This window comes from Glycomyces arizonensis DSM 44726, assembly GCF_000482705.1.
GTDB lineage: Bacteria > Actinomycetota > Actinomycetes > Mycobacteriales > Micromonosporaceae > Glycomyces > Glycomyces arizonensis.
Map to the genome: position 1 here is coordinate 64985 of NZ_AXWO01000016.1, position 24819 is coordinate 89803.

General features: G+C 69.5%; 24 protein-coding genes. 18 read left to right on the plus strand and 6 right to left on the minus strand.

The window, feature by feature from the left end; genetic code table 11:
- Positions 1-14: 14 nt before the first annotated feature.
- Positions 15-1364, minus strand: a complete 1350-nt coding sequence (locus tag H613_RS0112705; RefSeq protein ID WP_026924088.1) for a GH1 family beta-glucosidase — start codon at positions 1362-1364, stop codon at positions 15-17.
- 354 nt (positions 1365-1718) lie between these two features.
- Between H613_RS0112705 and H613_RS0112710 the strand changes: the two genes are divergently transcribed.
- The 11 genes from H613_RS0112710 to H613_RS0112760 all read left to right on the plus strand — a co-directional run bounded on the left by H613_RS0112710 (position 1719) and on the right by H613_RS0112760 (position 12639).
- Positions 1719-3053 (plus strand): ABC transporter substrate-binding protein, encoded by a 1335-nt coding sequence (locus tag H613_RS0112710; protein WP_051393305.1) that lies wholly within the window; start codon positions 1719-1721, stop codon positions 3051-3053.
- Positions 3054-3134: 81 nt separating this feature from the next.
- Positions 3135-4109 (plus strand): carbohydrate ABC transporter permease, encoded by a 975-nt coding sequence (locus H613_RS0112715; protein ID WP_026924090.1) that lies wholly within the window; start codon positions 3135-3137, stop codon positions 4107-4109.
- The gene (locus H613_RS0112720; protein ID WP_026924091.1) at positions 4106-5071 is read left to right on the plus strand and encodes a carbohydrate ABC transporter permease; all 966 of its coding nucleotides are present in this window, start codon (positions 4106-4108) and stop codon (positions 5069-5071) included. Before H613_RS0112715 ends, H613_RS0112720 begins: the two co-directional genes overlap by 4 nt.
- Before the next feature lie 400 nt (positions 5072-5471).
- Entirely contained in the window at positions 5472-5708 is a 237-nt protein-coding gene (locus tag H613_RS0112725) for a hypothetical protein (protein WP_156926002.1), read from the plus strand.
- 65 nt (positions 5709-5773) lie between these two features.
- The gene (locus H613_RS0112730) at positions 5774-6712 is read left to right on the plus strand and encodes a bifunctional riboflavin kinase/FAD synthetase (RefSeq protein ID WP_026924093.1); all 939 of its coding nucleotides are present in this window, start codon (positions 5774-5776) and stop codon (positions 6710-6712) included.
- 96 nt (positions 6713-6808) lie between these two features.
- The gene (gene rpsO, locus H613_RS0112735; RefSeq protein WP_026924094.1) at positions 6809-7078 is read left to right on the plus strand and encodes a 30S ribosomal protein S15; all 270 of its coding nucleotides are present in this window, start codon (positions 6809-6811) and stop codon (positions 7076-7078) included.
- A 333-nt stretch (positions 7079-7411) separates the two neighbouring features.
- The gene (locus H613_RS0112740) at positions 7412-9838 is read left to right on the plus strand and encodes a polyribonucleotide nucleotidyltransferase (RefSeq protein ID WP_026924095.1); all 2427 of its coding nucleotides are present in this window, start codon (positions 7412-7414) and stop codon (positions 9836-9838) included.
- Between the two features lie 27 nt (positions 9839-9865).
- The gene (locus tag H613_RS0112745) at positions 9866-11134 is read left to right on the plus strand and encodes a M16 family metallopeptidase (RefSeq protein WP_245598548.1); all 1269 of its coding nucleotides are present in this window, start codon (positions 9866-9868) and stop codon (positions 11132-11134) included.
- Positions 11131-11871: a 4-hydroxy-tetrahydrodipicolinate reductase gene (gene dapB / locus H613_RS0112750; protein ID WP_035737960.1), complete on the plus strand. Its 741-nt coding sequence runs from the start codon at positions 11131-11133 to the stop codon at positions 11869-11871. The genes H613_RS0112745 and dapB overlap by 4 nt, the downstream gene beginning before the upstream one ends.
- A gap of 68 nt (positions 11872-11939) precedes the next feature.
- Positions 11940-12317 (plus strand): type II toxin-antitoxin system RelE/ParE family toxin, encoded by a 378-nt coding sequence (locus H613_RS0112755; RefSeq protein WP_026924098.1) that lies wholly within the window; start codon positions 11940-11942, stop codon positions 12315-12317.
- Positions 12310-12639 carry a helix-turn-helix domain-containing protein gene (locus H613_RS0112760; protein ID WP_026924099.1) on the plus strand — a complete coding sequence of 110 codons (330 nt, stop codon included), beginning with the start codon at positions 12310-12312 and terminating at the stop codon, positions 12637-12639. The genes H613_RS0112755 and H613_RS0112760 overlap by 8 nt, the downstream gene beginning before the upstream one ends.
- 31 nt (positions 12640-12670) lie before the next feature.
- Here H613_RS0112760 and H613_RS0112765 read toward each other — a convergent pair whose 3' ends face one another.
- Positions 12671-13357: an LppM family (lipo)protein gene (locus H613_RS0112765; protein WP_026924100.1), complete on the minus strand. Its 687-nt coding sequence runs from the start codon at positions 13355-13357 to the stop codon at positions 12671-12673.
- Between the two features lie 96 nt (positions 13358-13453).
- Between H613_RS0112765 and H613_RS0112770 the strand changes: the two genes are divergently transcribed.
- Entirely contained in the window at positions 13454-13945 is a 492-nt protein-coding gene (locus H613_RS0112770) for a DUF2752 domain-containing protein (protein ID WP_051393306.1), read from the plus strand.
- Positions 13946-13972: 27 nt separating this feature from the next.
- Here the strand turns inward: H613_RS0112770 and H613_RS0112775 are convergent, their stop codons facing one another.
- Both H613_RS0112775 and H613_RS0112780 read right to left on the minus strand, forming a co-directional pair.
- Entirely contained in the window at positions 13973-14794 is an 822-nt protein-coding gene (locus H613_RS0112775; RefSeq protein WP_026924102.1) for a DUF4097 family beta strand repeat-containing protein, read from the minus strand.
- Between the two features lie 16 nt (positions 14795-14810).
- On the minus strand, positions 14811-15302 hold the full coding sequence (locus H613_RS0112780) for a hypothetical protein (RefSeq protein ID WP_026924103.1): 492 nt from the start codon (positions 15300-15302) through the stop codon (positions 14811-14813).
- A gap of 224 nt (positions 15303-15526) precedes the next feature.
- On the opposite strand from H613_RS0112780, the gene thyX reads away from it, so the two are divergent.
- The 5 genes from thyX (at position 15527) to H613_RS0112805 (ending at position 19709) form a co-directional block, all read left to right on the plus strand.
- Complete coding sequence (gene thyX, locus H613_RS0112785) at positions 15527-16279, plus strand: FAD-dependent thymidylate synthase (RefSeq protein WP_026924104.1); 753 nt, start codon at positions 15527-15529, stop codon at positions 16277-16279.
- Between the two features lie 129 nt (positions 16280-16408).
- Complete coding sequence (dapA, locus tag H613_RS0112790) at positions 16409-17302, plus strand: 4-hydroxy-tetrahydrodipicolinate synthase (RefSeq protein ID WP_026924105.1); 894 nt, start codon at positions 16409-16411, stop codon at positions 17300-17302.
- Positions 17302-18993: a ribonuclease J gene (locus tag H613_RS0112795; RefSeq protein WP_026924106.1), complete on the plus strand. Its 1692-nt coding sequence runs from the start codon at positions 17302-17304 to the stop codon at positions 18991-18993. The genes dapA and H613_RS0112795 overlap by 1 nt, the downstream gene beginning before the upstream one ends.
- 69 nt (positions 18994-19062) lie before the next feature.
- Complete coding sequence (locus H613_RS26320) at positions 19063-19275, plus strand: hypothetical protein (protein ID WP_156926003.1); 213 nt, start codon at positions 19063-19065, stop codon at positions 19273-19275.
- Complete coding sequence (locus H613_RS0112805; RefSeq protein ID WP_035737962.1) at positions 19272-19709, plus strand: PIN domain-containing protein; 438 nt, start codon at positions 19272-19274, stop codon at positions 19707-19709. The genes H613_RS26320 and H613_RS0112805 overlap by 4 nt, the downstream gene beginning before the upstream one ends.
- Here H613_RS0112805 and H613_RS0112810 read toward each other — a convergent pair.
- Both H613_RS0112810 and H613_RS0112815 read right to left on the minus strand, forming a co-directional pair.
- Complete coding sequence (locus tag H613_RS0112810) at positions 19673-19960, minus strand: type II toxin-antitoxin system Phd/YefM family antitoxin (RefSeq protein WP_084546581.1); 288 nt, start codon at positions 19958-19960, stop codon at positions 19673-19675. The two genes, H613_RS0112805 and H613_RS0112810, sit on opposite strands and share 37 nt — an antisense overlap.
- Before the next feature lie 35 nt (positions 19961-19995).
- On the minus strand, positions 19996-20697 hold the full coding sequence (locus tag H613_RS0112815) for an SDR family oxidoreductase (protein ID WP_026924109.1): 702 nt from the start codon (positions 20695-20697) through the stop codon (positions 19996-19998).
- Between the two features lie 74 nt (positions 20698-20771).
- Here H613_RS0112815 and H613_RS32885 point away from each other — a divergent pair, with 74 nt between their 5' ends.
- Entirely contained in the window at positions 20772-24818 is a 4047-nt protein-coding gene (locus tag H613_RS32885; protein ID WP_084546582.1) for a DNA translocase FtsK, read from the plus strand.
- Position 24819: the final 1 nt, after the last annotated feature.

Sequence of the window (24819 nt, forward strand, 5' to 3'; positions counted from 1 at the left end):
CGAGGAGGCTCGGGTCAGGCCCGGTCGAGCCCGTTCGCGGCGATGACCTCGGTGTAGAACTTCGCGCTCGCCTTCGGGATCCGCTCCTGCGTCGTGTAGTCGACGTAGACCAGGCCGAAGCGCTTGTCGTAGCCGAAGGCCCACTCGAAGTTGTCCATCAGCGACCAGGCGGTGTAGCCGCGCACGTCGGCCCCCTCCTCGATCGCGTCGTGGACGGCGGCGATGTGCGCCCTGAGGTAGGCGACCCGTTCGGTGTCCTCGACCTCGCCGTTCGCGTCCGGCCCGGTCGCGTAGGCCGCGCCGTTCTCGGTGATCATCGTCGCCACGCCGTAGTCCTTGTGGACGCGCACCAGCAGGTCGGTCAGGCCGCTCGCGTCGATCGGCCAGTCCATGTCGGTCCGCTCCAGGCCCTCCGGCGTCCAGTTCGCGATCCCGCCCGAACCGGGGGCCACCGCGCTCTCGGGCGCGCCCGGGGCGTTCTTGACCCAGGTCGGGTTGTAGTAGTTGAGGCCCAAGAGGTCGATCGGCTGGTTGATCGTCTCCAGGTCGCCGTCCTGGACGAAACTCCAGTCGGTGTGGTGCGCGGTGCGCTCGATGACCTCGGCGGGGTAGACGCCCTTGAACAGCGGGTCGAAGAAGACCCGGTTGGACACCGCGTCGGCGTAGCGCACGGCCTCCTCGTCGCCGCGGCACTGCGCCGGGTTGAGCACGATCGAGACCTGCTCGGCGCCCGCGGCGCGCAGCGCCTTGGTGGCGAGACCGTGGCCGAGCAGCAGGTGGTGGACGGCGGCGAGCGCCGCGCCCGGCTCGGTGCGGCCCGGCGCGTGGTGGCCGTTGCCGTAGCCGAGGTAGGCCGAGCACCACGGCTCGTTGAGCGTCCACCAGGTGTCGACCCGGTCGGCCAGGCGGGCGCCGACGATCGCGGCGTACTCGCCGAACCGCTCGGCGGTCTCGCGCACCGGCCATCCGCCGTGGTCCTCCAGCGTCTGCGGCAGGTCCCAGTGGTAGAGCGTCGGCATCGGCTTGATGCCGGCCGCGGTGAGCTTGTCGACGAGCCGGTCGTAGAAGTCGAGCCCCGCGGGGTTGGCCGGGCCCGAGCCGTCGGGCTGGATCCGGGGCCAGGCGATCGAGAAGCGGTAGGTGTCGACGCCCATCGACCGCATGAGCGCGATGTCCTCGTCGACGCGGTGGTAGTGGTCGCAGGCGACCCGGCCGGACTGGCCGCGCCAGGTCTTGCCGGGGGTGGCCGCGAAGGTGTCCCAGATGGACGGCCCGCGGCCGTCCTCGGTGGCGGCGCCTTCGATCTGGTAGGAGGCCGTGGCGGTGCCCCAGAGGAAGCCCTCGGGGAATTGGAGCTGCGGCATGGAGCGCACCTTTCGGGTCCGGGGGGCGGCTGTCGCGCCAGTTCTTCAAGTTTCCAGCGTTGCCGATGATACGGTGATGTCACCGCTCCCATGCACCGGGATCGGACAGGTCTCGATAGTGTCGCTTTGCGTAACGATTCGGTAATTTAGCCTTGACACGTCATGTAATCCAGCGCACCATTTCACCGTCGTTCCAGGCGGCGGGTGAGGCAGTTCCACACGGGGCGGGCGGTGCGCGAGCAGGACCGAATCGACGGTTCACGAGCTTTCGCCGAGCTGTGCGACTCCGACCGGAACATGGGAGGCAGTCGGACTCGCCGGGCGACCAGCATCTGCATAGAGAGGGAAACCCCGATGAGCAAGACCCGACGACTGATGGGCCTCACGGCTGCCGCCAGCGTGTTCGCGCTCGCCGCGGCCGCGTGCGGCGCCCCCGAGGACGATGGGGAGGGCCGGGGCGAAGTGCCCGACGACGCCCAGGACTGCGCCAACTACGAGGACTACGGCTCCTTCGACGGCGAGACCGTCTCCATCATCGGCTCCATCCGCGACACCGAGGCCGATGAGATGATGGAGGGCTGGAGCTACTTCGAGAAGTGCACCGGCATCACCATCGACTACGAGGGCACCGGCGAGTTCGAAGCGGACATGACCGTCCGCGTCGACGGCGGCAACGCCCCCGACATCGCCCTGTTCCCGCAGCCGGGCCTCATGCAGAACTTCGTCGACGACCTCGTCCCGGCCTCCGAAGAGGTCACCGCGCTCGCCACCGAGGGCTGGAGCGAGGACTGGCTCGACTACGGCACCATCGACGGCACCTTCTACGCGCCGCCGAACTCCGCCAACGCCAAGTCCTTCATCTGGTACTCCCCGTCGTTCTTCCAAGAGGGCGGCTACGAGATCCCGACCACCTGGGACGACCTGATCACCCTGTCGGACAAGATCGCCGCCGACGGCGTCAAGCCCTGGTGCGTCGGATTCGAATCCGGCGCCTCCACCGGCTGGCCGGGCACCGACTGGATCGAGGACATCGTCCTGCGCGAGGGCACCGACCTGTACGACCAGTGGGTCAACCACGAGATCCCGTTCAACGACCCGAAGATCGTCGCCGCCATCGAGAAGGCCGGCAGCATCGTCACCAACGAGGACTACGTCTTCAACGGCACCGACACCATCTCCTCGACCGCGTTCCAGGAGGCCGGCTACCCGATCCTCGACGGCGACTGCGCGATGTACCGCATGGCCTCCTTCTACGGCGCCATGTGGCCTGAGGGCACCGAGGTCGCCGAGGACGGCGACGTGTTCGCCTTCCGCTTCCCCGAGAAGAACGAGGGCGACAACACCATGCTGGTCGGCGGCGAGTTCGTCGCCGCGTTCCACGACAGCGAGGCCATCGAGGCCACCCGCCAGTTCCTGGCCTCCGAGCTCTACCACAACGCCCGTCTCCAGACCGGCCCGTGGAGCACCGCCCGCCAGGGCGTGGACCCGGCCAACGCCACCACGCCGATCAACGAGCTCGCCACCCAGATCCTGACCGACCCGGACGTGACCGTCCGCTTCGACGGTTCGGACCTCATGCCCGGCGAGGTCGGCGCCGCCTCCTTCTGGAACGGCGTGATCGAGTGGGTCGACGGCGCCAAGGACGCCCAGCAGATGGCCGACGACATCGAGGCCTCCTGGCCCCAGTAGCCCGATCGAGACCATGACGGTGCCGAGCGCGGCCGCCCGCGGCCGCGCTCGGCACCGTATCGACACACCTGGAGACAGAAAGTGACCATCTCCGATCTCACCGACCGGTTCGGGCTGCTGGCGGTCGGCCTCGCGGCCTTCGTGGTCGTCATGCTCGCCCTCTACGGACTGGCCGAACTCGCCTCGCGCAGGAACCGCAGCCGCCTCGTCGCCACCGTCTTCCTCTTCCCGGCCGTGCTGTTCCTCGGCGTCGGCCTCGTCTACCCCGCGGTGCGCACCGTGGTCATGTCGTTCTTCAGCGACGACGGCTCGGCGTTCGTCGGCTTCGAGAACTACGGCTGGGTCTTCTCGAACGACGACGCCCTGCAGACCCTCGTCAACACCGCCCTGTGGATCGTCATCGTCCCCCTCCTCTCGACCGCCCTCGGGCTGGTCTACGCCGTCCTCGTCGACGGCAGGAAGGGCGAGCGCGTCTACAAGGCGCTCGTCTTCCTCCCCATGGGCATCTCCTTCGTCGGCGCCTCCATCATCTGGAAGTTCATCTACGAGTACGACGCCTCCGGCGCCCAGATCGGCCTGCTCAACCAGGTCCTGGTCTGGGTCGGCATCGACCCGGTCAACTGGCTCCTGAACTTCCCGTTCAACAACTTCCTGCTGATGGTCGTCCTCATCTGGATCGAGGTCGGCTTCGCCACCGTCGTCCTCTCGGCCGCCCTCAAGGGCGTGCCCACCGAGATCATCGAGGCCGCCCGCATCGACGGGGCCAGCCCCAGCGAGATCTTCTGGAACGTCACCGTGCCCTCGATCCGCTCGGCCATCGTCGTCGTGGCCGTGACGGTCTTCATCGCCACCCTCAAGCTGTACGACATCGTCAAGGCCATGACCGGCGGCCACCACGGCACGGACGTCCTCGCCCAGAACATGATGGACCAGGCGTTCCGGCTCGGCAACGACGGACGCGGCGCGACCATGGCGGTCCTGCTGTTCGTCCTCGTCATCCCAGTCGTCATCTACCAGGTGCGCAACATGCGCCGCCAGGAACTGGAGGCCCGATGAGCGTCAAGACCGAACCTTGGGCGCCGAAGCGGCCCGCGACCGACTCGGGCCTCGGCGAGAGCAGCGGCGAGCGCCTCCGGCGGATCCTGACCAGCCGCCTCGCCAGCATCGTGGCCATCGTCATCGCGGTGCTGTGGACGATCCCCACCGCGGGCCTGTTCATCACCTCGTTCCGGCCCGAGAACGACATCCGCGAGTCGGGCTGGTGGACCGTGTTCACCGACCCGAACTTCACGCTCGAGACGTACAACTACGTCCTCTACAGCGACTCGGCGGGCGGCGGCCTGGTCAAGAACCTCATCAACACCGTCGTCATCACCATCCCCGGCGTGCTCGTCCCGGTGGCGTTCGCGGCGATGGCCGCCTACGCGCTGTCCTGGATCGACTTCAAGGGCCGCAACACGCTCTACATCGCGATGTTCGCGCTCCAGGTGGTGCCGCTCCAGATGGCGCTGATCCCGCTGCTGTCGTTCTTCAGCCGCGGGCTGGCGATCGGCGACTTCACGATCATGCCCGCCTGGGAGCTCGACGGGGTCGACACCATCGTCCAGGTGTGGATCGCCCACTCGATCTTCGGCCTGCCGCTGGCGATCTTCCTGCTGCACAACTTCATGCGGGAACTGCCCCGCGACGTCATGGAGGCGGCCCGGATCGACGGCGCCAGCCACTCGCAGACCTTCCGCAAGGTCGTCCTGCCGCTGATGACGCCCGCGCTGGCCTCGATCGGCATCTTCCAGTTCCTGTGGGTCTGGAACGACTTCCTCGTCGGCCGGACCTTCGCCCCGCAATCGGCGGCGAAGCCGCTGACAGCGGTGCTCGGCGACATGGCCGGCACGTGGGGCTTCGGCTGGGTGCGCCTGCCGGCGGCGGCGTTCATCGCCATCATCGTCCCGCTGATCGTGTTCCTGCTGCTCCAGCGCTACTTCGTCCGCGGCCTGCTCGCGGGCAGCGTCAAGGGCTAGCGGACTTCGAACCACGCCGGCGGCGGCCCGACCGGGCCGCCGCCGGCGTTTTCGTCGTTCCCGCCCGAGCAGAGCGGAAGACGTTCGCCGCCGCCGCCCGAATGCGCACTCCGCCGCCTCGCGAATCGCCCCGAACGGGACGCCTCCGCCGTCCCGTCCGGACGTTCGGCGCCCCGGGCGACAGGCCGGACCGATCGGCCGTCTCCGCCGGTTGCGGTGCGGAAAGACCCGCTCTGGCGACGGCGCGGGACACCCGTGTGACGCGCGTGTAATTCGCTCAGCGGCCGATTGGCGCCTGGATCCGAACAGTTCCTGGAAAACTCGTCCGAATGGCCGATGGACATCCGAGAATCTATGGAAAGCCGGTATCGCCACACCCACCAGCGATCCAGGAGTAGCCATGAATCCCACCAATGGTGAGTTGCCAGAGGAATTCCGTCGGACCGCCACCGAGCCGGTGAGATCCGAGCCCGCGCCTGAGGAACCTGAGGCGCCCAGCAGCGAGGCGTCGCTCGAAGCCGAGACCCTCGGCAACGGCTGGCTGCTGCTGGGCATCTTCCTGCTCGTCACCATCGGCGTCCTGATGCTGCTCATCTTCGCTTCGGGCGGCAACGCCAACTCGTCGATGATGCTCTAGCGGCGGCGGCCACTGCGCCGGTCGTCCGCGGCCCGCGCCGGGCACGGCAGTGAGAAGATCGTGCCGTGGAAACCTGGCGTGGAATTGACGCGACGCCCGACCGCTGGCCCGCCTCGGTGGTCGCGATCGGCGTCTTCGACGGCGTGCACCGCGGTCACGCGGCCCTGATCCGGACCGCCGTCAAGGCCGCGGACGAACGCGGCGTCCGCAGCGTGGCCGTCACCTTCGACCCGCATCCGACGGCGGTGGTCGCGCCGCACGCGGTCCCCGCCCAGCTCACGAGCGTGGAACGGCGCGTCGCGCTGCTCGGCGCCCTCGGCGTCGACGGCGTGTGCGTCCTGCCGTTCACGGGGGACCTGTCCCGGCTCAGCCCGGAGTACTTCGTGCGCCACGTCGTGGTCGGCGGCCTGCACGCCGTCGGCGTCGTGGTCGGCGAGAACTTCCGCTTCGGCCACAAGGCCGCCGGAGACGTGAAGCTCTTGGCCGAACTCGGCCGGGAGTACGGCTTCGAGGTGCTCGCGCAGCCACTGACGGCCGACGCCGAAGCGTTCTCCTCGACGCGCGTGCGCGCCCGGATCGCCGAAGGCGACGTGGCCGCGGCCGCCGAGGTCCTCGGCCGCGACTTCGGCGTCGAAGGCACCGTCGTCCACGGCGCGGCGCGCGGCGCCGACCTCGGCTTCCCCACCGCCAACATCGCGACGGCACCGGGCTCGGCGATCCCCGCCGACGGCGTCTACACCGGGTGGCTCCACACCGGCTCGCATCGCCTGCCCGCATCGATCAGCGTCGGCACCAACCCCACCTTCGACGGCGGCGAGCGCACCGTCGAGGCCCACCTCCTCGACTTTTCCGGCGACCTCTACGGCGAGGACGTCCGGCTCGACTTCGCCACGCGCCTGCGCGGCCAAGTCGCGTTCGACAACGTCGACGACCTGGTCGAACAGATCGAGACCGACGTCGCACAGACCCGTGCGGCCTTGGGCCTGGAGCAGCGGCGCTGGTAGAGTGGCCCGGTCCGCGCGGCGCGCCGCCGGACCCGACCGGTCTGCACGACGCCGCGGACCCGGCCGGATCGAACCGACACTCAGAATTGAGGGATCATGGCGCTCGAAGCCGACAAGAAGGCCGCGATCATCCAGGAGTACGCCACCCACGAGGGCGACTCGGGCTCGACCGAGGTCCAGGTGGCGCTGCTGACGGCCCGCATCAAGGAGCTCACCGCCCACGTCCAGGAGCACAAGCACGACCACCACTCGCGTCGCGGCCTGCTCCTCCTGGTCGGCAAGCGCCGCCGTCTGCTGAAGTACCTCCGCAACGAGGACATCACCCGCTACCGCGCGCTCATCGAGCGTCTCGGCATCCGCGGGTAGAGCGGACCGGATGCAACAAGGGATCGGCCCGCCCGTCCCCGGCTCGCGCCGGGCCGGGCGGGCCGATCCGCGTCCGCCCCGCCCCGCCGTCCGGTTTCCGTTCGCGGCTGCCGCCGCGCCCGCCGGATAACGTAGGGTGGACTGAGAGCATCAGCTCTGCCACAGTGCCTCCCGACGAGGCACGGCGCGGCTCGCCAGAGACCGCCGGTCCTCGGTAGTGGCACCCGGACCGTCCCATCGCAGATCGGGACGCCGCTCCGTGTGCTTCGATCGAAGACCGGCCCCAGCATGGCAAGGCGCGCTCCGAACCACACATGAGGAGTCACACACTCAATGTCCGAAGCAACCCAACGGACGCCCGAGGCCTACAACCTCGGCGAGCACCACGCCACCGCCGTCATCGACAACGGCTCGTTCGGCACCCGGGAGATCGTCTTCTCCACCGGCCGCCTCGCCAAGCTCGCGCAGGGCTCGGCCATCGTCCAGATGGACGACACCGTGGTCCTGGCGACCACGGCCGCGTCGAAGAGCCCGAAGGAGCACTTCGACTTCTTCCCGCTGACCGTCGACATCGAGGAGCGGATGTACGCCGCCGGGCGCATCCCCGGCTCGTTCTTCCGCCGCGAAGGCCGCCCCAGCGAGAACGCGATCCTCACCTGCCGCCTGATCGACCGCGGCCTGCGCCCCTCCTTCGTGAGCGGCCTGCGCAACGAGGTCCAGGTCATCGGCACCATCCTCGCCGTCGACGAGCGCGACGAGTACGACGTGGTCGCCATGAACGGCGCCTCCATGTCCACCCAGCTCGCCGGGCTGCCGTTCTCCGGCCCGCTCGGCTCCACCCGCGCCGTCCTCATCGGCGAGCAGTGGGTGTGCTTCCCGACGCTCGAGCAGATCGAGCAGGCCACCTTCGACATGGTCGTCACAGGGCGAGTGCTCGACTCGGGCGACGTCGCGATCATGATGGTCGAGGCCGAGGCCACCGACAACACCGTCAAGCTCATCGACGGCGGCGCCACCAAGCCCACCGAGGAGGTCGTCGCCGGCGGCCTCGAAGCGGTCAAGCCGGTCATCGCCGAGCTGGTGCGCGCCCAGTCCGAACTCGCCGGCGTCGCCGCCAAGCCCGTCGCCGACTACCCGCGCTTCCCCGACTACCTCGATGACGCGTACGCCGCCGTCGAGTCGTCGGTCTCCGCGGAGCTCGACCAGGCGCTCCAGATCGCCGACAAGCAGGACCGCGGCACCGAGCTCGACCGCGTCAAGGCGGTCATGCTCGAGAAGCTCGGCGCGGACTTCGAAGGCCGCGAAGGCGAGCTGTCCGCCGCGCTGCGCTCGCTCACCAAGAAGCTGGTCCGGGGGCGCGTCATCGCCGAGGGCGTCCGCATCGACGGCCGCTCCCCGGTGGACATCCGGCCGCTGTCGGCCGAGGTCGGCATCCTGCCGCGCGTCCACGGCTCGGCGCTGTTCGAGCGCGGCGAGACCCAGATCATGGGCGTCACCACGCTGAACATGCTGCGCATGGAGCAGGCCATCGACACGCTGTCGCCGGTGACCAAGAAGCGCTACATGCACAACTACAACTTCCCGCCGTACTCGACCGGCGAGACCGGCCGCGTCGGCTCCCCGAAGCGCCGCGAGATCGGCCACGGCGCGCTCGCCGAGCGCGCCCTGGTCCCGGTCCTGCCGAGCCGCGAGGAGTTCCCGTACGCGATCCGGCAGGTCTCCGAGGCGCTCGGCTCGAACGGCTCGACGTCGATGGGCTCGGTCTGCGCCTCGACGATGTCGCTCATGACCGCGGGCGTGCCGATCAAGGCCCCCGTCGCGGGCATCGCGATGGGCCTGATCAGCGAGGAGAGCGACGGCGAGACGAAGTACGTCACGCTCACCGACATCCTCGGCGCCGAGGACGCCTACGGCGACATGGACTTCAAGGTCGCCGGGACGGCCGAGTTCGTCACCGCGCTCCAGCTGGACACCAAGCTCGACGGCCTCCCCTCGGAGGTCCTCGCGCAGGCCCTCCAGCAGGCCAACGACGCCCGCCACGCGATCCTCGACGTCATGGCCGAGGCCATCGCCGAGGTCGGCGAGCTGGCCAGCACGGCCCCGCGGATCACCACGCTGAAGATCCCGGTCGACAAGATCGGCGCGGTCATCGGCCCGAAGGGCCAGACGATCAACTCGATCACCGAGGAGACCGGCGCGGACGTCACCGTCGAGGACGACGGCACGATCTACGTCGCCGCCGAGAAGGGCTCGCAGGCCGAGGCCGCCGTCGAGATGATCAACGGCATCGCGAACCCGACCCTGCCGAACGTGGGGGACCGGTTCCTCGGCACCGTGGTCAAGACCACCGACTTCGGCGCGTTCATCTCGTTGGTGCCGGGCCGCGACGGCCTGCTGCACATCTCGAAGGTCGGCGACGGCAAGCGCGTCGACCGCGTCGAGGACGTGCTGGGCGTCGGCGACAAGATCGAGGTCGAGATCGGCGACATCGACAACCGCGGCAAGATCTACCTCGACAAGGTCTACCCGGAGGGCCAGGAGCCGGAGGGCTACAAGAAGGGCCGCCCCGAGCGCCGCGAGGGCGACCGCGGCGGACGCGGCGGCGACCGCGGCTCCCGCGGTGACCGCGGCCCGCGTCGCGACGGCGGCGGACGCCGCGGCGACGACGACCGGCCGCGTCGCTCGGACGACGACCACGGCGGCGAGCGCCGTCGCCGCCGGACCCGCCGCTCGGAGGACTCCGGAGGCTCTGAAGAGTAGATGAGTCGTCCTCAGACTCGAACGCTCATGGACAATCCGCTGGGCGGCACGGTGCGACGCACGGTGCTGCCCAGCGGATTGACCGTGCTGACCGAGGCGATCCCCGCGATGCGCTCGGCGTCGGTCGGCGCCTGGGTCGGCGTCGGCGCCCGCGACGAGGCCCCCGAGATGTCGGGCGCCTCGCACTTCCTGGAGCACCTGCTGTTCAAGGGCACGGCCAAGCGCTCGGCCGCCGAGATCTCCGAGGCCATCGAGGCCGTCGGCGGTGAGTCGAACGCCTACACCGCGCGCGACCACACCTGCTTCTACGAGCGGGTCCTCGCCGACGACCTGCCGCTGGCCCTCGACGTGCTCGGCGACGCCGTCTCCAGCTCGCTGATCGCGGCGAAGGACGTCGAGACCGAGCGCGGCGTCATCCTCGAGGAGATCGCCGCGTCGGTCGACGAGCCCGCCGAAGTGGTCCACGAGCTGTTCAACCGCGCCGTGTTCGGCGACGGCCCCATGGGCCGCGACATCGCCGGGACGGTCGAGTCGGTCCGCGACCTCACCGCCGAGCGGATCCGCGGCTTCTACCGCCGCCACTACCTGCCCTCGAACCTGGTCGTGTCCGTCGCCGGAGGCGTCGACCACGACGAGGTCGTCAAGCTCGCCAAGGAGGCCTTCGCGCCCCTGCCGCCCGGCACCCCCGAGCCGCCGCGGCGACGCCGCGACGACCTCCCCGAGCGTCCCGAACTGCTCGCGGTCGAACGCGAGGACACCGAGCAGGCGCACCTCGTCGTCGGCTGCCGGACCATGTCCCGCAAGGACGACCGCACCTACGCCCTCGGCGTGCTGAACAACGTCCTGGGCGGCGGCATGTCCTCGCGCCTGTTCCAGTCCATCAGGGAGGAGCGGGGCCTGGCCTACACCGTCAGCTCCTCGACCTCCTACTTCGGCGCCACCGGCTCGTTCAGCGTCTACGCCGGATGCGCCCCCGACAACGCCCGCGAGGTCCGCGACCTCGTCGCCGCCGAGCTCGGGCGCGTGGTGAACGAGGGCATCACCGAGGAGGAGCTGCACCGCGGCAAGAAGATGTACCAGGTGGGCGTGCTGCTGGCGCTGGAGGACTCCGGCTCCCGCATGGACTGGCTGGGCCGCGACGAGCTGCTGTACGGCGAGCTGATGAGCGTCGAGGAGGACCTGGCCCGCAACGACGCGGTCACCATGGACGCCGTGCGCGCGGTCGCCGCCGATATCCTGTCGCAGCCGATGACGACCGCGGCCGTGGGGCCGTTCGACCGAGGAGCGTTCGAATGATCAAAGTGGGTGTGCTGGGAGCGCACGGCCGGATGGGCACGGCCGTGTGCGAGGCCGTCGCCGACGCCGACGACCTGGAGCTGGCCGCGGCCGTCGACCAGGACGAGCCGCTCGGGAAGCTCACCGACGCCGGCGTGGACGTCGTCGTCGACTTCACGCTGCCGAGCGTGGTCATGGACAACCTCGCCTGGTGCTTCGACCAGGGCCTGCACACCGTCGTGGGCACCTCCGGCTTCGACGAGGCCCGGCTCGACCGGGTCCGCGAGATGCTCGGCGCCGACCCCGACGTCGGCTGCGTGATCGCCCCGAACTTCGGCATCGGCGCGGTGCTGATGATGCAGTTCGCCGCGAAGGCCGCCAAGCACTTCTCCTCGGCCGAGATCGTCGAGACCCACCACCCGCGCAAGGTCGACGCCCCCTCGGGCACGGCCCTGCACACCGCGCGATTGATCGCCGCCGCCCGCGCCGAGGCCGGCTGCCCCGAGATGCCGGACGCGACCGCCGAGGACGCCACCGGCGCCCGCGGCGGCGAGGTCGACGGCGTCCACGTCCACGCGATCCGCTCGGCCGGCTACGTGGCGAGCCAGGAGGTCCGCTTCGGCGGCCCCGGCGAGCGCTTCACGATCAGCCACGACTCGCTCGACCGCGCCGCCTTCATGCCGGGCGTCCTCCTCGCCGTCCGCGAGGTCCCGGCCCGCCCGGGCCTGACGGTGGGCATCGACGACCTCCTGGAGTGAGCCTCGACATGTGAGGGTTTGGCGTGTCGCTTCGCGGCGTGACATAATGATCAAGTTATGTTCGGGCGGTGACTTGGAAAATCAACCTTCACGATGAAGTGAGAGCTTGGCTTGTAGTGCTGGCGGAAAGCGATCCGGAAAGTGTTGAGCTTATCGACCAGGCCATTGATCATCTCGGCAACGAAGGACCGACGACCGGAAGGCCGCTCGTGGACCGGATCAAAGGCAGCAAGTTCCAGAATATGAAAGAACTTCGACCTGCTTCGGCCGGTCGCACGGAGATTCGGATGCTGTTCGCGTTCGATCCCGTCAGAGAGGCGATCGTGTTGGTGGCCGGAGATAAATCGGGCCGGTGGGAGAGTTGGTATCGCCAGGCGATACCGATCGCCGATGCAAGATTCGCAGAACACCTTACGATGCTGAAGGAGGAGGGCGGCAATGGCTAAGTACTCGACGTGGGAAGAGGTCAAGGCGCAGATACGCGCCGTTGATCCGCGAAGTGACGCTGAACGCGAGGCGGGTAGAGAAGCCGCACGCGCACGTCATGAAGCGTACGTCCGCGGCTACCAGCTCTCCGAGATGCGCAAGGCCGCGCAGCTGACGCAGGCCGAGCTCGCGGAGCGGCTCGGTGTCACGCAGGCGCGGGTCTCCAAGATCGAGTCCGGCGATGTCTCCGGCATCGATATCGTCCGCGGCTACGTCAACGCGCTCGGTGGTGAAGTCGTCCTGACCGCCACCTTGGGGGACAAGACCTGGAAGGTCGTCTGACCGGACCGCTTCGAGGGGGCGGCCCGCCGCCTCAGCGCGCTCCCGTGGAGTATCTGCGGAGCCTGCTCCACTGCCACAGCCATATCAGCGCCAGCACGACCACGAGCGCGGCCACGGCCACGGCGATCCAGACCCACGCGTTGTGCTGCTCGGCCTCGGCGTGGAGCTCGTACTCCTCGCCCGGGCTCATCCGCCAGGTCACGGTGCGCCCTTCGAGTTCACCGTTGTGCTCGGTGACGTCGGCGGGGAAGTTGACGCTGATGATGATCTCGGCCTCGGCGAGGGCCTCGGACGGCAGGAAGCCGGTGGTCCGCAGGTCCCAGTAGCCGTCGAGGACGTAGCGGCGGTTCTCGTGGCCGAGGTGCAGGTAGCCCCATTCGTCGCCGCCGAGGTCGGCGAAGTCGCTCAGCGGCCGGTCGGCGAAGGTGGCGCTGCGGCCGACGTAGCCCTCCTCGCGGTAGTCGCTGTGCTCGGCGTCGGGGACGCCCTCCAGCAGCGCCTCCAGGAAGTCGTCCAATTGGGACTTGTCGATGGCGGTCCCGCCCGAGCGGACCTTACTGAGGAACTCCTCGCTCCAGGCGGCGGTGAGGGTCCCGCCGACCGTGTCGTCGGACCGCACGTCGAGCCGCAGGTCGAGCCTGAGGCAGCCGGTGGCGGCGAACAGGACGGCGAGGGCGAGGGCGGCGGCCAGGGCCGCCCGCTTCGTGAGACCCGGCATGCTCAGAGCCTAAACGCGAGCGCGCCGCGGACCGCCGGTTTCGCCTAGATCGGCCCTCGGCGACGCGCGGGGCTACGCTGTGAGGCGGGAGGCATCGTGTGCGCAGTTGAGGAGGCGACCCTGGAGCGCCCGCGGAAGCGGCGCCCGAACGCGGTCGCGCGGTGGACGAACCACCTGTTCGCCCAGCCCTGGCTCGCGCCGGTGGCGGTGCTCGTCTGCTTCGCCGCGGCGGCGGGCGGGGTCGTGGCGACGAACCCGACCGACAACACCGGGCCTTCGACGTGCCTGGTCAAGATGCTCACGGGCTTCGACTGCCCCGGCTGCGGCGGCACCCGCGCGTTCTACTACCTGCTGACGGCGAACCTGCCCGAGGCCGCCAGGCACCACGCCATGGCCGTCTTCGCCGCGCCGTTCCTCGTCTGGATGTACCTGTCGTGGGCGCTGCCCCGCGTGGCGCCGAAGGTGAGGTGGAGGCTGCCGACGTTCCACCTCACCCCGAACGTCCTGACGTCGTTCCTGATCGTCTGGGGCGTGTTCTTCCTGGCCCGCAACCTGCCGTGGGAGCCGTTCACGTACTTCTACGTCTAGGCCTCAAAAACCTGGGCCCCCGCGCGGTCAGTGGTAGGCGTTCGCCCGGTGCAGGTAGATGTCCCCCGAGACCGACCTGGCCCGCACCTCCAGGCTCGTGCCGTCGTTCGACGGCGCCGGGGAGGTGTCCCCGGCGGCGAGCTCGGAGGTCACGGTCCCGGCCTTGGCGTCCAGGTCCATCCACACGTCGGTGCCGGACACGACCCCGATGCTGACGCGCCCCGAGACGGTGTTGGCCCGGCAGGTGCCCGACTTGAGCGCCCCCAGCTCGATCGCCCCCGACAGCGTGTTGACGCGCGCCGAGCCGTCCAGCTTCTCGGCGATGACCGCGCCCGCGACCGTCTTGGCCGAGAAGTCCCCTCCTACGTGGTCGGCCCGGACCTGGCCCGAGGCGGTGTTGGCGCGGAACTCGTCGGCGGTGTCGATGACGCTGACCGAACCGGAGACGGTGTTGGCGCGCACGCTGGCGGCGTGCTCGACGGTGGCCGAGCCCGCGACGGTGTTGATCGAGACCGGCCCGAGCCTGCCGTGCAGGCTGATCGGCGCCGAGGTCGACTTGATCGCCACGTCGGAGCCGACCGGGACCTTCACGGCGACGTGGACACCGATCTGCTTCTTGAACAGCCAGTTCTGCGGCTTCTCGGGCGCGACGACGCGCAGGTGCCCGTTCTCGAACTCGACGCGGGCCAGGTCGGCGGCGTCGGTGTCGCCGTCCGACTTGCGCTGCGCCGGCTTGATCTCGACCAGCACCTGGTCGGACTCGTGAGCGGTGACGGTGGCCGATCCCTCGGCGAGGGTGATCGACGCGGTGATCGGTCCGTCGTTGGTGAATTCGGTGTACTCGTTCATGAGTTCCGCTCTCTCGCTAGGCCCGGGCGTAGCCGGTGATGCGTTGGCTGTATCGCGCGCCGCTGGCGGGGCCGGACGAGCGCGACGTGTGGACGGCGGTGTTCACGGCCCGCACGAGCCAGGAGTTGACCGAGGCGCCCTCCGAGGAGGCGGCCCGCTCGACGCCCTCCTTGAGCGACTCCGGCAGGCGTAGCGTGATCCGGGCGACGTCGTCGTCTCCCGGCGGGGCCGGGGGCGGCGCGGCCTCGGCGGCCTCGACATCGGTGACGCGCAGGTCGACCTCCTTGCCCCGCACGCGCAGGTCGACCGAGGCGGACGAGCCCGCCTGGTCGAGCCCGGCCGTGATCTCGGCGGCGGCCTCGGAGAGCGCCTCCATGAGCGCGAGCCGCGCTCCGGCGTCGAGGGCCTCTGACAGCAGTTCGGCAGTCCGCGCGGCGTCTTCACCCGCCGGCGCGGCGGCGGCGGTGAGGCTCCGGCGGAGCGATTCGATATACGGCGTCAAGTCCATGACACCATAATGACATCACTTTTGATGTCTGTCAAGTGATGGCGGTGACCCCTGATGCCTCTGCGTCGCACGAATGTGGAAAACCGCTGGTGGACCGACGCGGCCATCGGGTAGAGATGACAAGGGGGCACCGCAGGGCGCGGCCGAGGCCACAGCAGTCCTCCGAGTACGCTCATAGGGCTATCACCAGCAGTGAGCACACCGACCACGAAGGGGAACGGGGCATGCCCGAAATCGTACCGATGGACGTCCGACTCATCGCCTGGACGCACTTCGAGGCCCCGGACGACATCCCCTGGACCACCGACGCCGACGGCGGGGAGGCCCTCGCCGAATTCGCCGGCCGCGCCTGCTACCAGTCCTGGAAGAAGCCCAACCCCAAGACCGCCACCAACGCCGGCTACCTCGACCACATCCTCCAGGTCGGCCACCTCTCCGTCCTCGAGCACGGCAGCGTCACCTTCTACATCGGCGGCATCTCCAGGTCCCTCACGCACGAGCTCATCCGCCACCGCCACTTCTCCTACTCCCAGCTGTCGCAGCGCTACGTCCCCGAGCGCGACGCCTCCATGGTCGAACCCGAGGTCATCGCCTCCGACCCCGAACTCCACGAGCGCTTCCTCGCTGCCGCCGAGGCCGCCCAGAGCGCCTACGACGACCTCCTCGAAGGACTCCAGAAGAAGTTCGCCGACGTCGCCAACCCCACCCTGCGCCGAAAGCAGGCGCGCCAGGCGGCGCGATCAGTCCTGCCCAACGCCACCGAGACCCGCATCGTCGTGACCGGCAACTACCGCGCCTGGCGCCACTTCATCGCCATGCGCGCCTCCGAGCACGCCGACGTCGAGATCCGGGCGTTGGCCGTCGAATGCCTGCGGCAGCTCAAAGACAAGGCCGCGAACGTCTTCGCCGACTTCGAGATCGCCACCCTCGGTGACGGCTCCGAAGTGGCCCACAGCCCCTACGTCACCGAGGGCTGAGAGGGCCGGGCCGCGGCCCGCGAAGGCACCCGAAGCCGCCCGAGACGGCGGCGGAACTTGAGACAGTTGAACAGACGAGCGGCCGGGCAGCGACTACCGGGCCGCCGCAATCAGTATTGGTGAAAGCACATGCGCAACGTGACCCGCCCGTTCGGGCGCACCTTGGCGGCCATGATCACGCCGTTCACGCCGTCCGGCGAACTCGACGTCCACGGCGCCGCCGAACTGGCCCGCTACCTCGTCGACGAGCAGGGCCTCGACGGCCTCGTCCTCAACGGCACCACCGGTGAGTCGCCCACCACCACCGACGCCGAGAAGGCCCAGCTCGTCGAGACCGTCGTCGACGCCGTCGGCGACCGCGCCCACATCATCGCCGGGGCCTCCACCTACGACACCCGCCACTCGGTGCGCCTCGCCCAGGAGGCCGAGAAGGCCGGCGCCCAGGCGCTGCTCCTGGTCACCCCCTACTACTCGCGGCCGCCGCAGGAGGGCATCGAGGCCCACTTCAGCGCCATCTCCGGCGCCGTCGAGCTGCCGTGCATGCTCTACGACATCCCGCCGCGCTCCAGCGTGCCCATCACCGAGTCCTCCTACCTCCGCCTCGCCGAGAACCCGCGGATCATCGCCGTCAAGGACGCCACCGCCGACCTCTCGGCCTCCCAGCGGATCCGCGTCGCCACCGGCCTGACCTACTACTGCGGCGTCGACGCGCTCAACCTCGCCGCCTACGCCACCGGGCAGGTCGGCGTCGTCTCCGTCATCGCCCACCTGGTCGGCAAGGAGATCAACGCCATGTTCGACGCCTTCGACGAAGGCGACGTCGAACGGGCCTCGGCGATCAACGACGCCCTCCTGCCCGCGATGCGCGCCCTCCAGGGCCCGGCCCAGGGCGTCACGGCCGTCAAGGCCGCCCTCGCCCAGCGCGGCCTCCCGGGGGGTGAGCCGCGCCTGCCGCTGCCGGCCGCCAGCACGGTGATCGCGGATTTCATCGCTGAAAACCTCGCGAGCATCAAGGAGGTCTGATGAGCCTGACCAGACCCGACAACCTCGGCGAACCCGGCCCGCTGCCCGACGGCGGCCTCCGCGTCATCCCCCTCGGCGGCCTGGGCGCCATCGGCCGCAACATGACCCTGTTCGAGTACGAGGGACGACTCCTCATCGTCGACTGCGGCGTCCTGTTCCCCGACGTCGAGCAGCCCGGCGTCGATCTGATCCTGCCGGACTTCACGCCCCTGCTCGACCGCCTCGACGACATCGAGGCCATCGTCATCACCCACGGGCACGAGGACCACATCGGCGGCATCCCGTTCCTGCTCGAACACAAGAACGACATCCCGCTGGTCGGCTCCAAGTTCTCCGTCGCCCTCGTCGAGGCGAAGCTGCGCGAGCGGCGCATCAAGCCGGTCAGCACCACCGTCACCGAAGGCGAGTCGATCGAACTGGGCCCGTTCGGCCTGGAGTTCCTCGCCGTCAACCACTCGATCCCCGACGCGCTGGCCGTCGCGATCCGCACCGGCGCCGGACTCGTCCTGCACACCGGCGACTTCAAGATGGACCAGCTGCCGCTCGACGGGCGCATCACCGACCTCGCCGGGTTCGCCCGCCTCGGCGACCAGGGCGTCGACCTGCTCCTGTCGGACTCGACCAACGCCGAGATCCCCGGCTTCGTCACCTCCGAGCGGGACATCGGCCCCGTCCTGGACAAGCTGTTCGAGGACGTCAAGGGCCGCATCATCGTCGCCTCCTTCGCCAGCCACGTCCACCGCGTCCAGCAGGTTTTGGACGCCGCCTGGGCGCACGGCCGCAAGGTCGCGTTCGTGGGTCGCTCCATGGTCCGCAACATGGCGATCGCCCGCGACCTCGGCCTGCTGCGGATCCACGAGGGCCTGCTGGTCAACATGGACGAGGCCGTCAGGCTGCCCAATGACGAGATCGTGTACATGTCCACCGGCTCCCAAGGCGAGCCGATGAGCGCGCTGGGCCGCATGGCCTCCGGCGACCACCGGCACATCACCGTCGAGCCCGACGACACCGTCATCCTCGCCTCGTCGCTGGTGCCCGGCAACGAGACCGCCGTCTACGGCGTCATCAACCGCCTCGCGCGCACCGGCGCCAGCGTCATCCACAAGGACGTCGCGAAGGTCCACGTCTCCGGGCATGCCCCGGCCGGGGAGCTGCTGTACGTGCTCAACAACGTCAGGCCCTCGAACATGATCCCGGTGCACGGGGAGGCCAGGCACCTCCAGGCGCACGCGCGCCTCGCGATCGACTCCGGGGTCCCGGCCGACCAGGTCATCGTCATCGAGAACGGGGATGTCGTCGATCTCCTCGACGGGCGCGCCTCCTTGGTGGGGCACATCCCGAACAACCTCGTCTACGTCGACGGCCTGTCCGTGGGCGACGTCGGCGAGCCGGTGCTGAACGAGCGCCGGGTCCTCGGCGACGGCGGCTTCATCGCCGCCACCGTGGTCATCGACTCCGAGAACGGCAAGGTCGTCGGCGGTCCGACGGTCTCGGCGCGCGGCTTCTCGGAGGACCCGAAGGCGTTCGAAGGGGTGCTGCCGCTCATCGACGACGCGATGGAGCGCGCCGCCGCCGACGGCGTGAGCGACCCGCACCAACTCCAGCAGATCCTGCGGCGCGTCGTCGGCAAATGGGTCAACGACACCTACCGCCGCCGCCCGATGATCGTCCCGCACGTGTTGGAAGTGTGAGAGCTCACTATTTTCTCGCCGGTTTCGCGGGCGTGACTACGCCGCGCCCGCGCCGGTATACTTTACGGTATGACCATGACGACGATCAAAGTGCCGATGACATTGCGGGACCGACTCCGCAGGTTGGCGGACGAGGACGGCTTGACACTCGCTCAGGAGATCGAGCGCCTGCTGGACAACACCGCGCCGCGCCCGAAACCCACTATCGGTGGTTTCCACAGCGGTAAATCGTGGTCGACCATAGACGCTGATGAGGAGCTCCTCGAAGGATTCGGCGAATGAGGGCGACCATCGTCGATTCGAGTGCGATCATCGCCCTCTTCGACGAAGACTCTGAGCAACATCAGGAGGTTGCGAAGGCGGTACAGCGCTCTGAAGGCTCCTTGGTCGTATCACCGTTCGTCGTCGCCGAAACCGACTACATGCTCTATCGGCGAGTTGGGCGCAGGGCAGCCGCCAAGTTCAACGACGATGTCGCACTGGGCGCCTTCGAGCTTGCGAGCTGGACTACCGCCGACCATGCAGAAGCCCTCCAAGTGGTCCGTTCATTCCCCGGCGGGGATTACATCGGCGCAACGGACGCCTCGAACGTCGTGCTCGCCGACCGGTACCGGACGACCGACATAATGACCCTCGACTATCGGCGCTTCCGGAGACTGCGGCCGATCTGGGGTCCCGACTATTTCAACCTGCTCCCACTCGACGAAGTCGGCTGACCGTTACCGAAACCCGCCAGGTACTCGTCGGTCCGCTCGGAGAAGTCGGGGTCCCCACTGGTGAAAGTAGGGACGTCGTCATGGTCCATGGGGTCGGTCCGGAAGGCGTAGACCGGTGCTTCCTCCTCGCCGTACGGGCGAATGACGGCGATCGGCGTCCCATTCTCGATGATGGTCACCGATGTGCCCGCCTCCACTCGCGCCAGTATCTGCCCGGTGTGCCGGTTGAGTTCCTGCACAGTCGTCTCCATGCGCTGATTGTGCTACGTGCAGTACGTGAAGGGACTCAGGCTCTCGGGCGGATCGGGAGCGGGTTCGGCGGCTCGATGCGCAGCTCGTTGACGACCATGTCCGACGGCGCGTTCAGCACGTCGATGACCGCCTTCGCGATCGATTCGACGCTCGTGGCCCGCTCCAGGTCGTAGTCCGAGCCGAACTGCTCGCGGACGCTGCGCTGCATGTCGGTCTTGAAATGCGAGGGGTACACGCTCGTCACGCGCACCCCCGCCGCCCGCTCCTCGCCGCGCAGCGCGTCCGCCAGCGCCTTGACCGCGTGCTTGCTGGCCGCGTACGAGCTCCAGCCCGGCCCGGCGCTGAGTCCCGCCCCCGAGTTGACGAACACGACGTGCCCGCCCGAGGCCCGCAGCGCCGGCAGCAGCAGCCGCGTCAATTCCGCGACGGCCACGACGTTCACCGCCATCGTCCGCTGCCACCACTCCAGTTCCTGCCCGCCCACCGGCGCGATGTGCGCGATCCCGGCATTGTGGACGAGCGCGTCCAAGTGCTCGATCCCCAGTCCGGCCACGGCGTCCTCAATGGCCTCCGGCCGCTCCAGGTCGGCGATCAGCCGCCGCTCGCACGGCACCCCGTCCAGCGCTTCCTCGCTGCGGGCGTGCGCGATCACCGCATCCCCGCGGGCGCCGCACTGCTCGGCCAGGGTCCGCCCGAGTCCGCGCCCCGCTCCGGTCACCAGAATCGTCTTCGGCATGCGCCCACCCTAGTCGAGTTCCCGTTCCTCCTCGCCGCAACGGACGGCGGCGTGCGGGCGGTAACGTATGGGGCATGATGGCCAGGACTTCCGGCGGAGCTCGCAAGGCCGCCCGCAAGCGGACCGCCGCGCGGCGGCCCGCCGGCTCCGGCGCCAGGAAACCGGCGAAGAAGGCCGCCAAGAAGGCGGCGAAGAAGAAGACGGCGGCCAAGAAGACCGCCCCCGCCCAGCGCGGCAAGCAGAACGCGGCCCGCGCGGCCGCCAGGCAGCGCCGCGCCGACGCGATCCCCGGCCCCCTCGAAGCCCTCGGCCTCGGCCTGCGCGGCCTGTGGGTCGGCACCGCCCGCGCCACCGGCTGGATGGCCCGCTCGGTCGGACAGGAGGCCGCCACGGCCCGCGACATCGACCCCGCGCACCGCCGCGACGGCCTCGGCCTGCTCCTGATGGCCGTGGCCATCGTCCTCGCCTGCGCCGTCTGGTTCGACGTCGCCGGCCCCATCGGCGAGCACCTCGCGTTCGGCCTCGACTGGTCCCTCGGCCTCGCCACCCGCGCCCTGCCGGTCCTGCTCGTCCTGTGGGGCCTGCGCGTCATGCGCCAGCGCCCGCCCGAGGACGCCCACGGGCGCTCCCTCGTCGGCTGGAGTGCGATCTGGCTCTCCAGCCTCGGCCTGCTCCACCTCATCTCCGGCCTGCCGACCGACATGGGCGAGCGCATGGCCGCCGGAGGCCAGATCGGCTGGCTCGTCGGCAGCGGCCTCGCCCTCGGCGTCTCCGCCTACGTGGCCTTCCCGCTGCTGGTGCTGCTGCTGCTCTTCGGCGTCCTCGTGACGACCGCGACCCCGCTCAACCAGGTCCCCGGCAAGCTCAAGGGACTGTGGGAACTGGCCACCGGCAAGGTCGACACCTATGAGGACGAGGACGGCGACCAGGCCACCGAGCGCCGCGTGCGCGCCAGCGACGCCGCCAAGCGCCTCAAGGAGGAAGAGGCCCGCAACGTCCACCGCCCCACCACCGTGCTGCCGCGCCTCTCGCCCGAAGAGGTCCCCGAGCTGGGCGTCGAGGCCCCCGACGAAGGCGAGTCCGAGCCCGTGCCGCGGCGCGAGCCGCCCAAGCACTCCGCGCCGCCCAAGCGCGTCGAGCAGCCCACGCTCTCGGAAGGCTCGGCCGCCATGGACGGCGACTACCGGCGCCCGTCGGTGGACCTGCTCAAGCCCGGCGCGGCCGCGAAGAAGCGCTCGAAGGCCAACGAGACGGTGATCGCCGCCCTCCAAGAGGTCTTCGGGCAGTTCAACGTCGACGCCGCCGTCACCGGCTTCACCCGCGGCCCCACCGTCACCCGCTACGAGGTCGAGCTCGGCCCGGCCGTGAAGGTCGAGCGGATCATCCAGCTCGCCAAGAACATCGCCTACGCGGTCAAGAGCTCCGACATCCGCATCATCAACCCGATCCCCGGCAAGAGCGCCGTCGGCGTCGAGATCCCCAACTTCGACCGCGAGGACGTGGCCCTCGGCGACGTCCTGCGCTCCCGGGAGGCCCAGGCCGACGACCACCCCATGATCGTCGGCCTCGGCAAGGACGTCGAGGGCGGCTTCGTCCTCACCAACCTCACCAAGACCCCGCACATGCTCGTGGCGGGCGCCACGGGCTCTGGGAAGGCACTTGCCCTCGCGACCCCTATTTCGACCCCTGACGGCTGGTCGACCATGGGCGAACTGCAAGTCGGTGACCGGGTATTCGATGAGCGCGGTGTACCCTGCACCGTTATCGCGGCGACCGAGGTGATGGAAGACCGGCCCTGCTACGAGGTGGAGTTCTCCGACGGGAGCACCATCATCGCCGATGCGCGGCACCAATGGGCGACCACTACCAGAGCAGGGCGGGTTCAGCGGGCTCGCTGGAAGGACGACTCCTATTGGACCGAAGACGAGATTCTCTGGATCAAGGAACGGGCGTACGCCGCGCTGTCCGAGCCCGATCGGCCAGTGTCGACCGCTGACGTGCGAGCCGAGGTCGGCGATCGGTTCGAGAACGTCCTCTACCAGGTAGTCCAGGACATGCCCCTCGACGGCAGGGCGACGACGAGCTATGTCAGGAACGGCCGCACCATCGAGCGGACGGTGCCGGGCCGGTCGCGCCATGCCATGTATGAGGCACTGGCGGACCGTGTCGCGATGCCCGGAAGGTCCGCGAGGAGGCGTGCAGCAGATCAGAGGCCCGTCACCACTGAGGAGATCGCCTCTACGCTCCGAGTCCGATCAGGTGGTCAAATCTGGGCGAACCACGCCGTCGCGGTCGGCGATGCGCTCGATCTGCCGGAGGCGGATCTGCCCATCGGGCCCTACACGCTCGGGTGCTGGCTCGGCGACGGCACTTCAGGGACCGCCGGCCTCACTTGCGCAGACGAGGACATCCTCGACCGGATACGCTCCGAGGGGTACGAAATCACCAAGCATTCCGCTGCTCGAATGGCCTACACGATCTCGAACGCGCCGGAACGTCGACGGAGGGTTCGCGAAGCGATCGCCCTTGCCGAGCGGGGCGTCGGCTTGGCGCGTGCGGCCCGGCACGTCGGTGTCGGCGTCGCCGCGGTGTGCGCTGCGGCGAGAGGGAGATTCGCCGTCGGACGCAGTGGAGGGGGTGTGCTCGACTCGACTCCCCGCCCGCCGTACAGGACTATGAGCTCACTGTTCCGCGAGATCGGACCGAAGCACATTCCCGAGCGGTACCTGCGCGCTTCCGAACGGCAGCGACGCGATCTGCTGGCCGGCCTCCTCGACACTGACGGGACCGTCTCGAAGAGGGGGAACATCACCTTCGCCGTGACGAACGAGCGGCTGGCGCGCGACACCCACGAACTGGTGCTGAGCCTCGGATACCAGGCCACGCTCGGTACCAGGCCGGTGAAGGGGGCGCGTCCGGGGACATCGGTGTGCTACATGGTCAGGTTCACCACCGAGGACAGGGTGTTCCATCTTTCACGGAAAGCCGAACGGCAGCCCGCTGCGACCGGGGGGACCACCCGTGAGCGCTATATCGTCGACGTCCGTCCGACCGCATCGGTACCGGTGCGGTGCATCCAGGTCGACAGTCCGAGCCGCCAGTATCTGGCGGGCCGGTCGTTCATCCCCACGCACAACTCGAGCCTCATCAACACTTTGTTGGCTTCGCTGCTGACGCGGGCCACGCCCGAGCAGGTGCGGCTGCTGCTCATCGACCCCAAGCGCGTGGAGCTCACCAACTACGAGGGCGTCCCGCACCTGGTCCACCCGATCGTCACGAACCCGAAGAAGGCCTCGGACGCCCTCCAGTGGGTCGTCAAGGAGATGGACATGCGCTACGAGGACCTCGCGAAGGCCGGTGTGCGCCACGTCGACGACTTCAACCGGAAGGTCCGCGCGGGGGAGATCAAGGCCGAGCCGGACGCCGAGCGCGAGCTGCGGCCCCACCCCTACCTGCTGGTGATCGTCGACGAGCTGGCCGACCTGATGATGGTCGCCGCCAGGGACGTCGAGGACGCGGTCGTGCGCATCACGCAGCTGGCGCGGGCCGCCGGGATCCACCTGGTGCTCGCGACGCAGCGGCCCTCGGTGGACGTCGTGACCGGCCTGATCAAGGCGAACGTGCCCTCGCGCCTGGCGTTCTCGACCTCCTCGCTGGCGGACTCGCGCGTCATCCTCGACCAGCCGGGCGCCGAGAAGCTGGTGGGGCGCGGCGACGGGCTCTTCCTGCCGATGGGCGCCTCGAAGCCGGAGCGCATCCAGGGCGCCTGGGTCTCCGACGACGAGATCGACGCGCTCGTCGAGCACGTGAAGTCGCAGATGGACCCGCAGTACGTCGACGAGGTCACCGCCCCGGCCGGGGCCAAGAAGGAGATCGACGCCGAGATCGGCGACGACCTCGACCTGCTGTGCCAGGCGGTGGAGCAGGTGGTGACCACCCAGTTCGGCTCGACGTCGATGCTCCAGCGCAAGCTCAGGGTCGGCTTCGCCAAGGCCGGGCGTCTGATGGACCTGATGGAGACGCGCGGCGTCGTCGGGCCCTCCGAGGGCACGAAGGCCCGCGACGTGCTCGTCAAGCCCGAGGACCTCGACGGCGTGATCGCCTCGATCCGAGGCGAGTGAC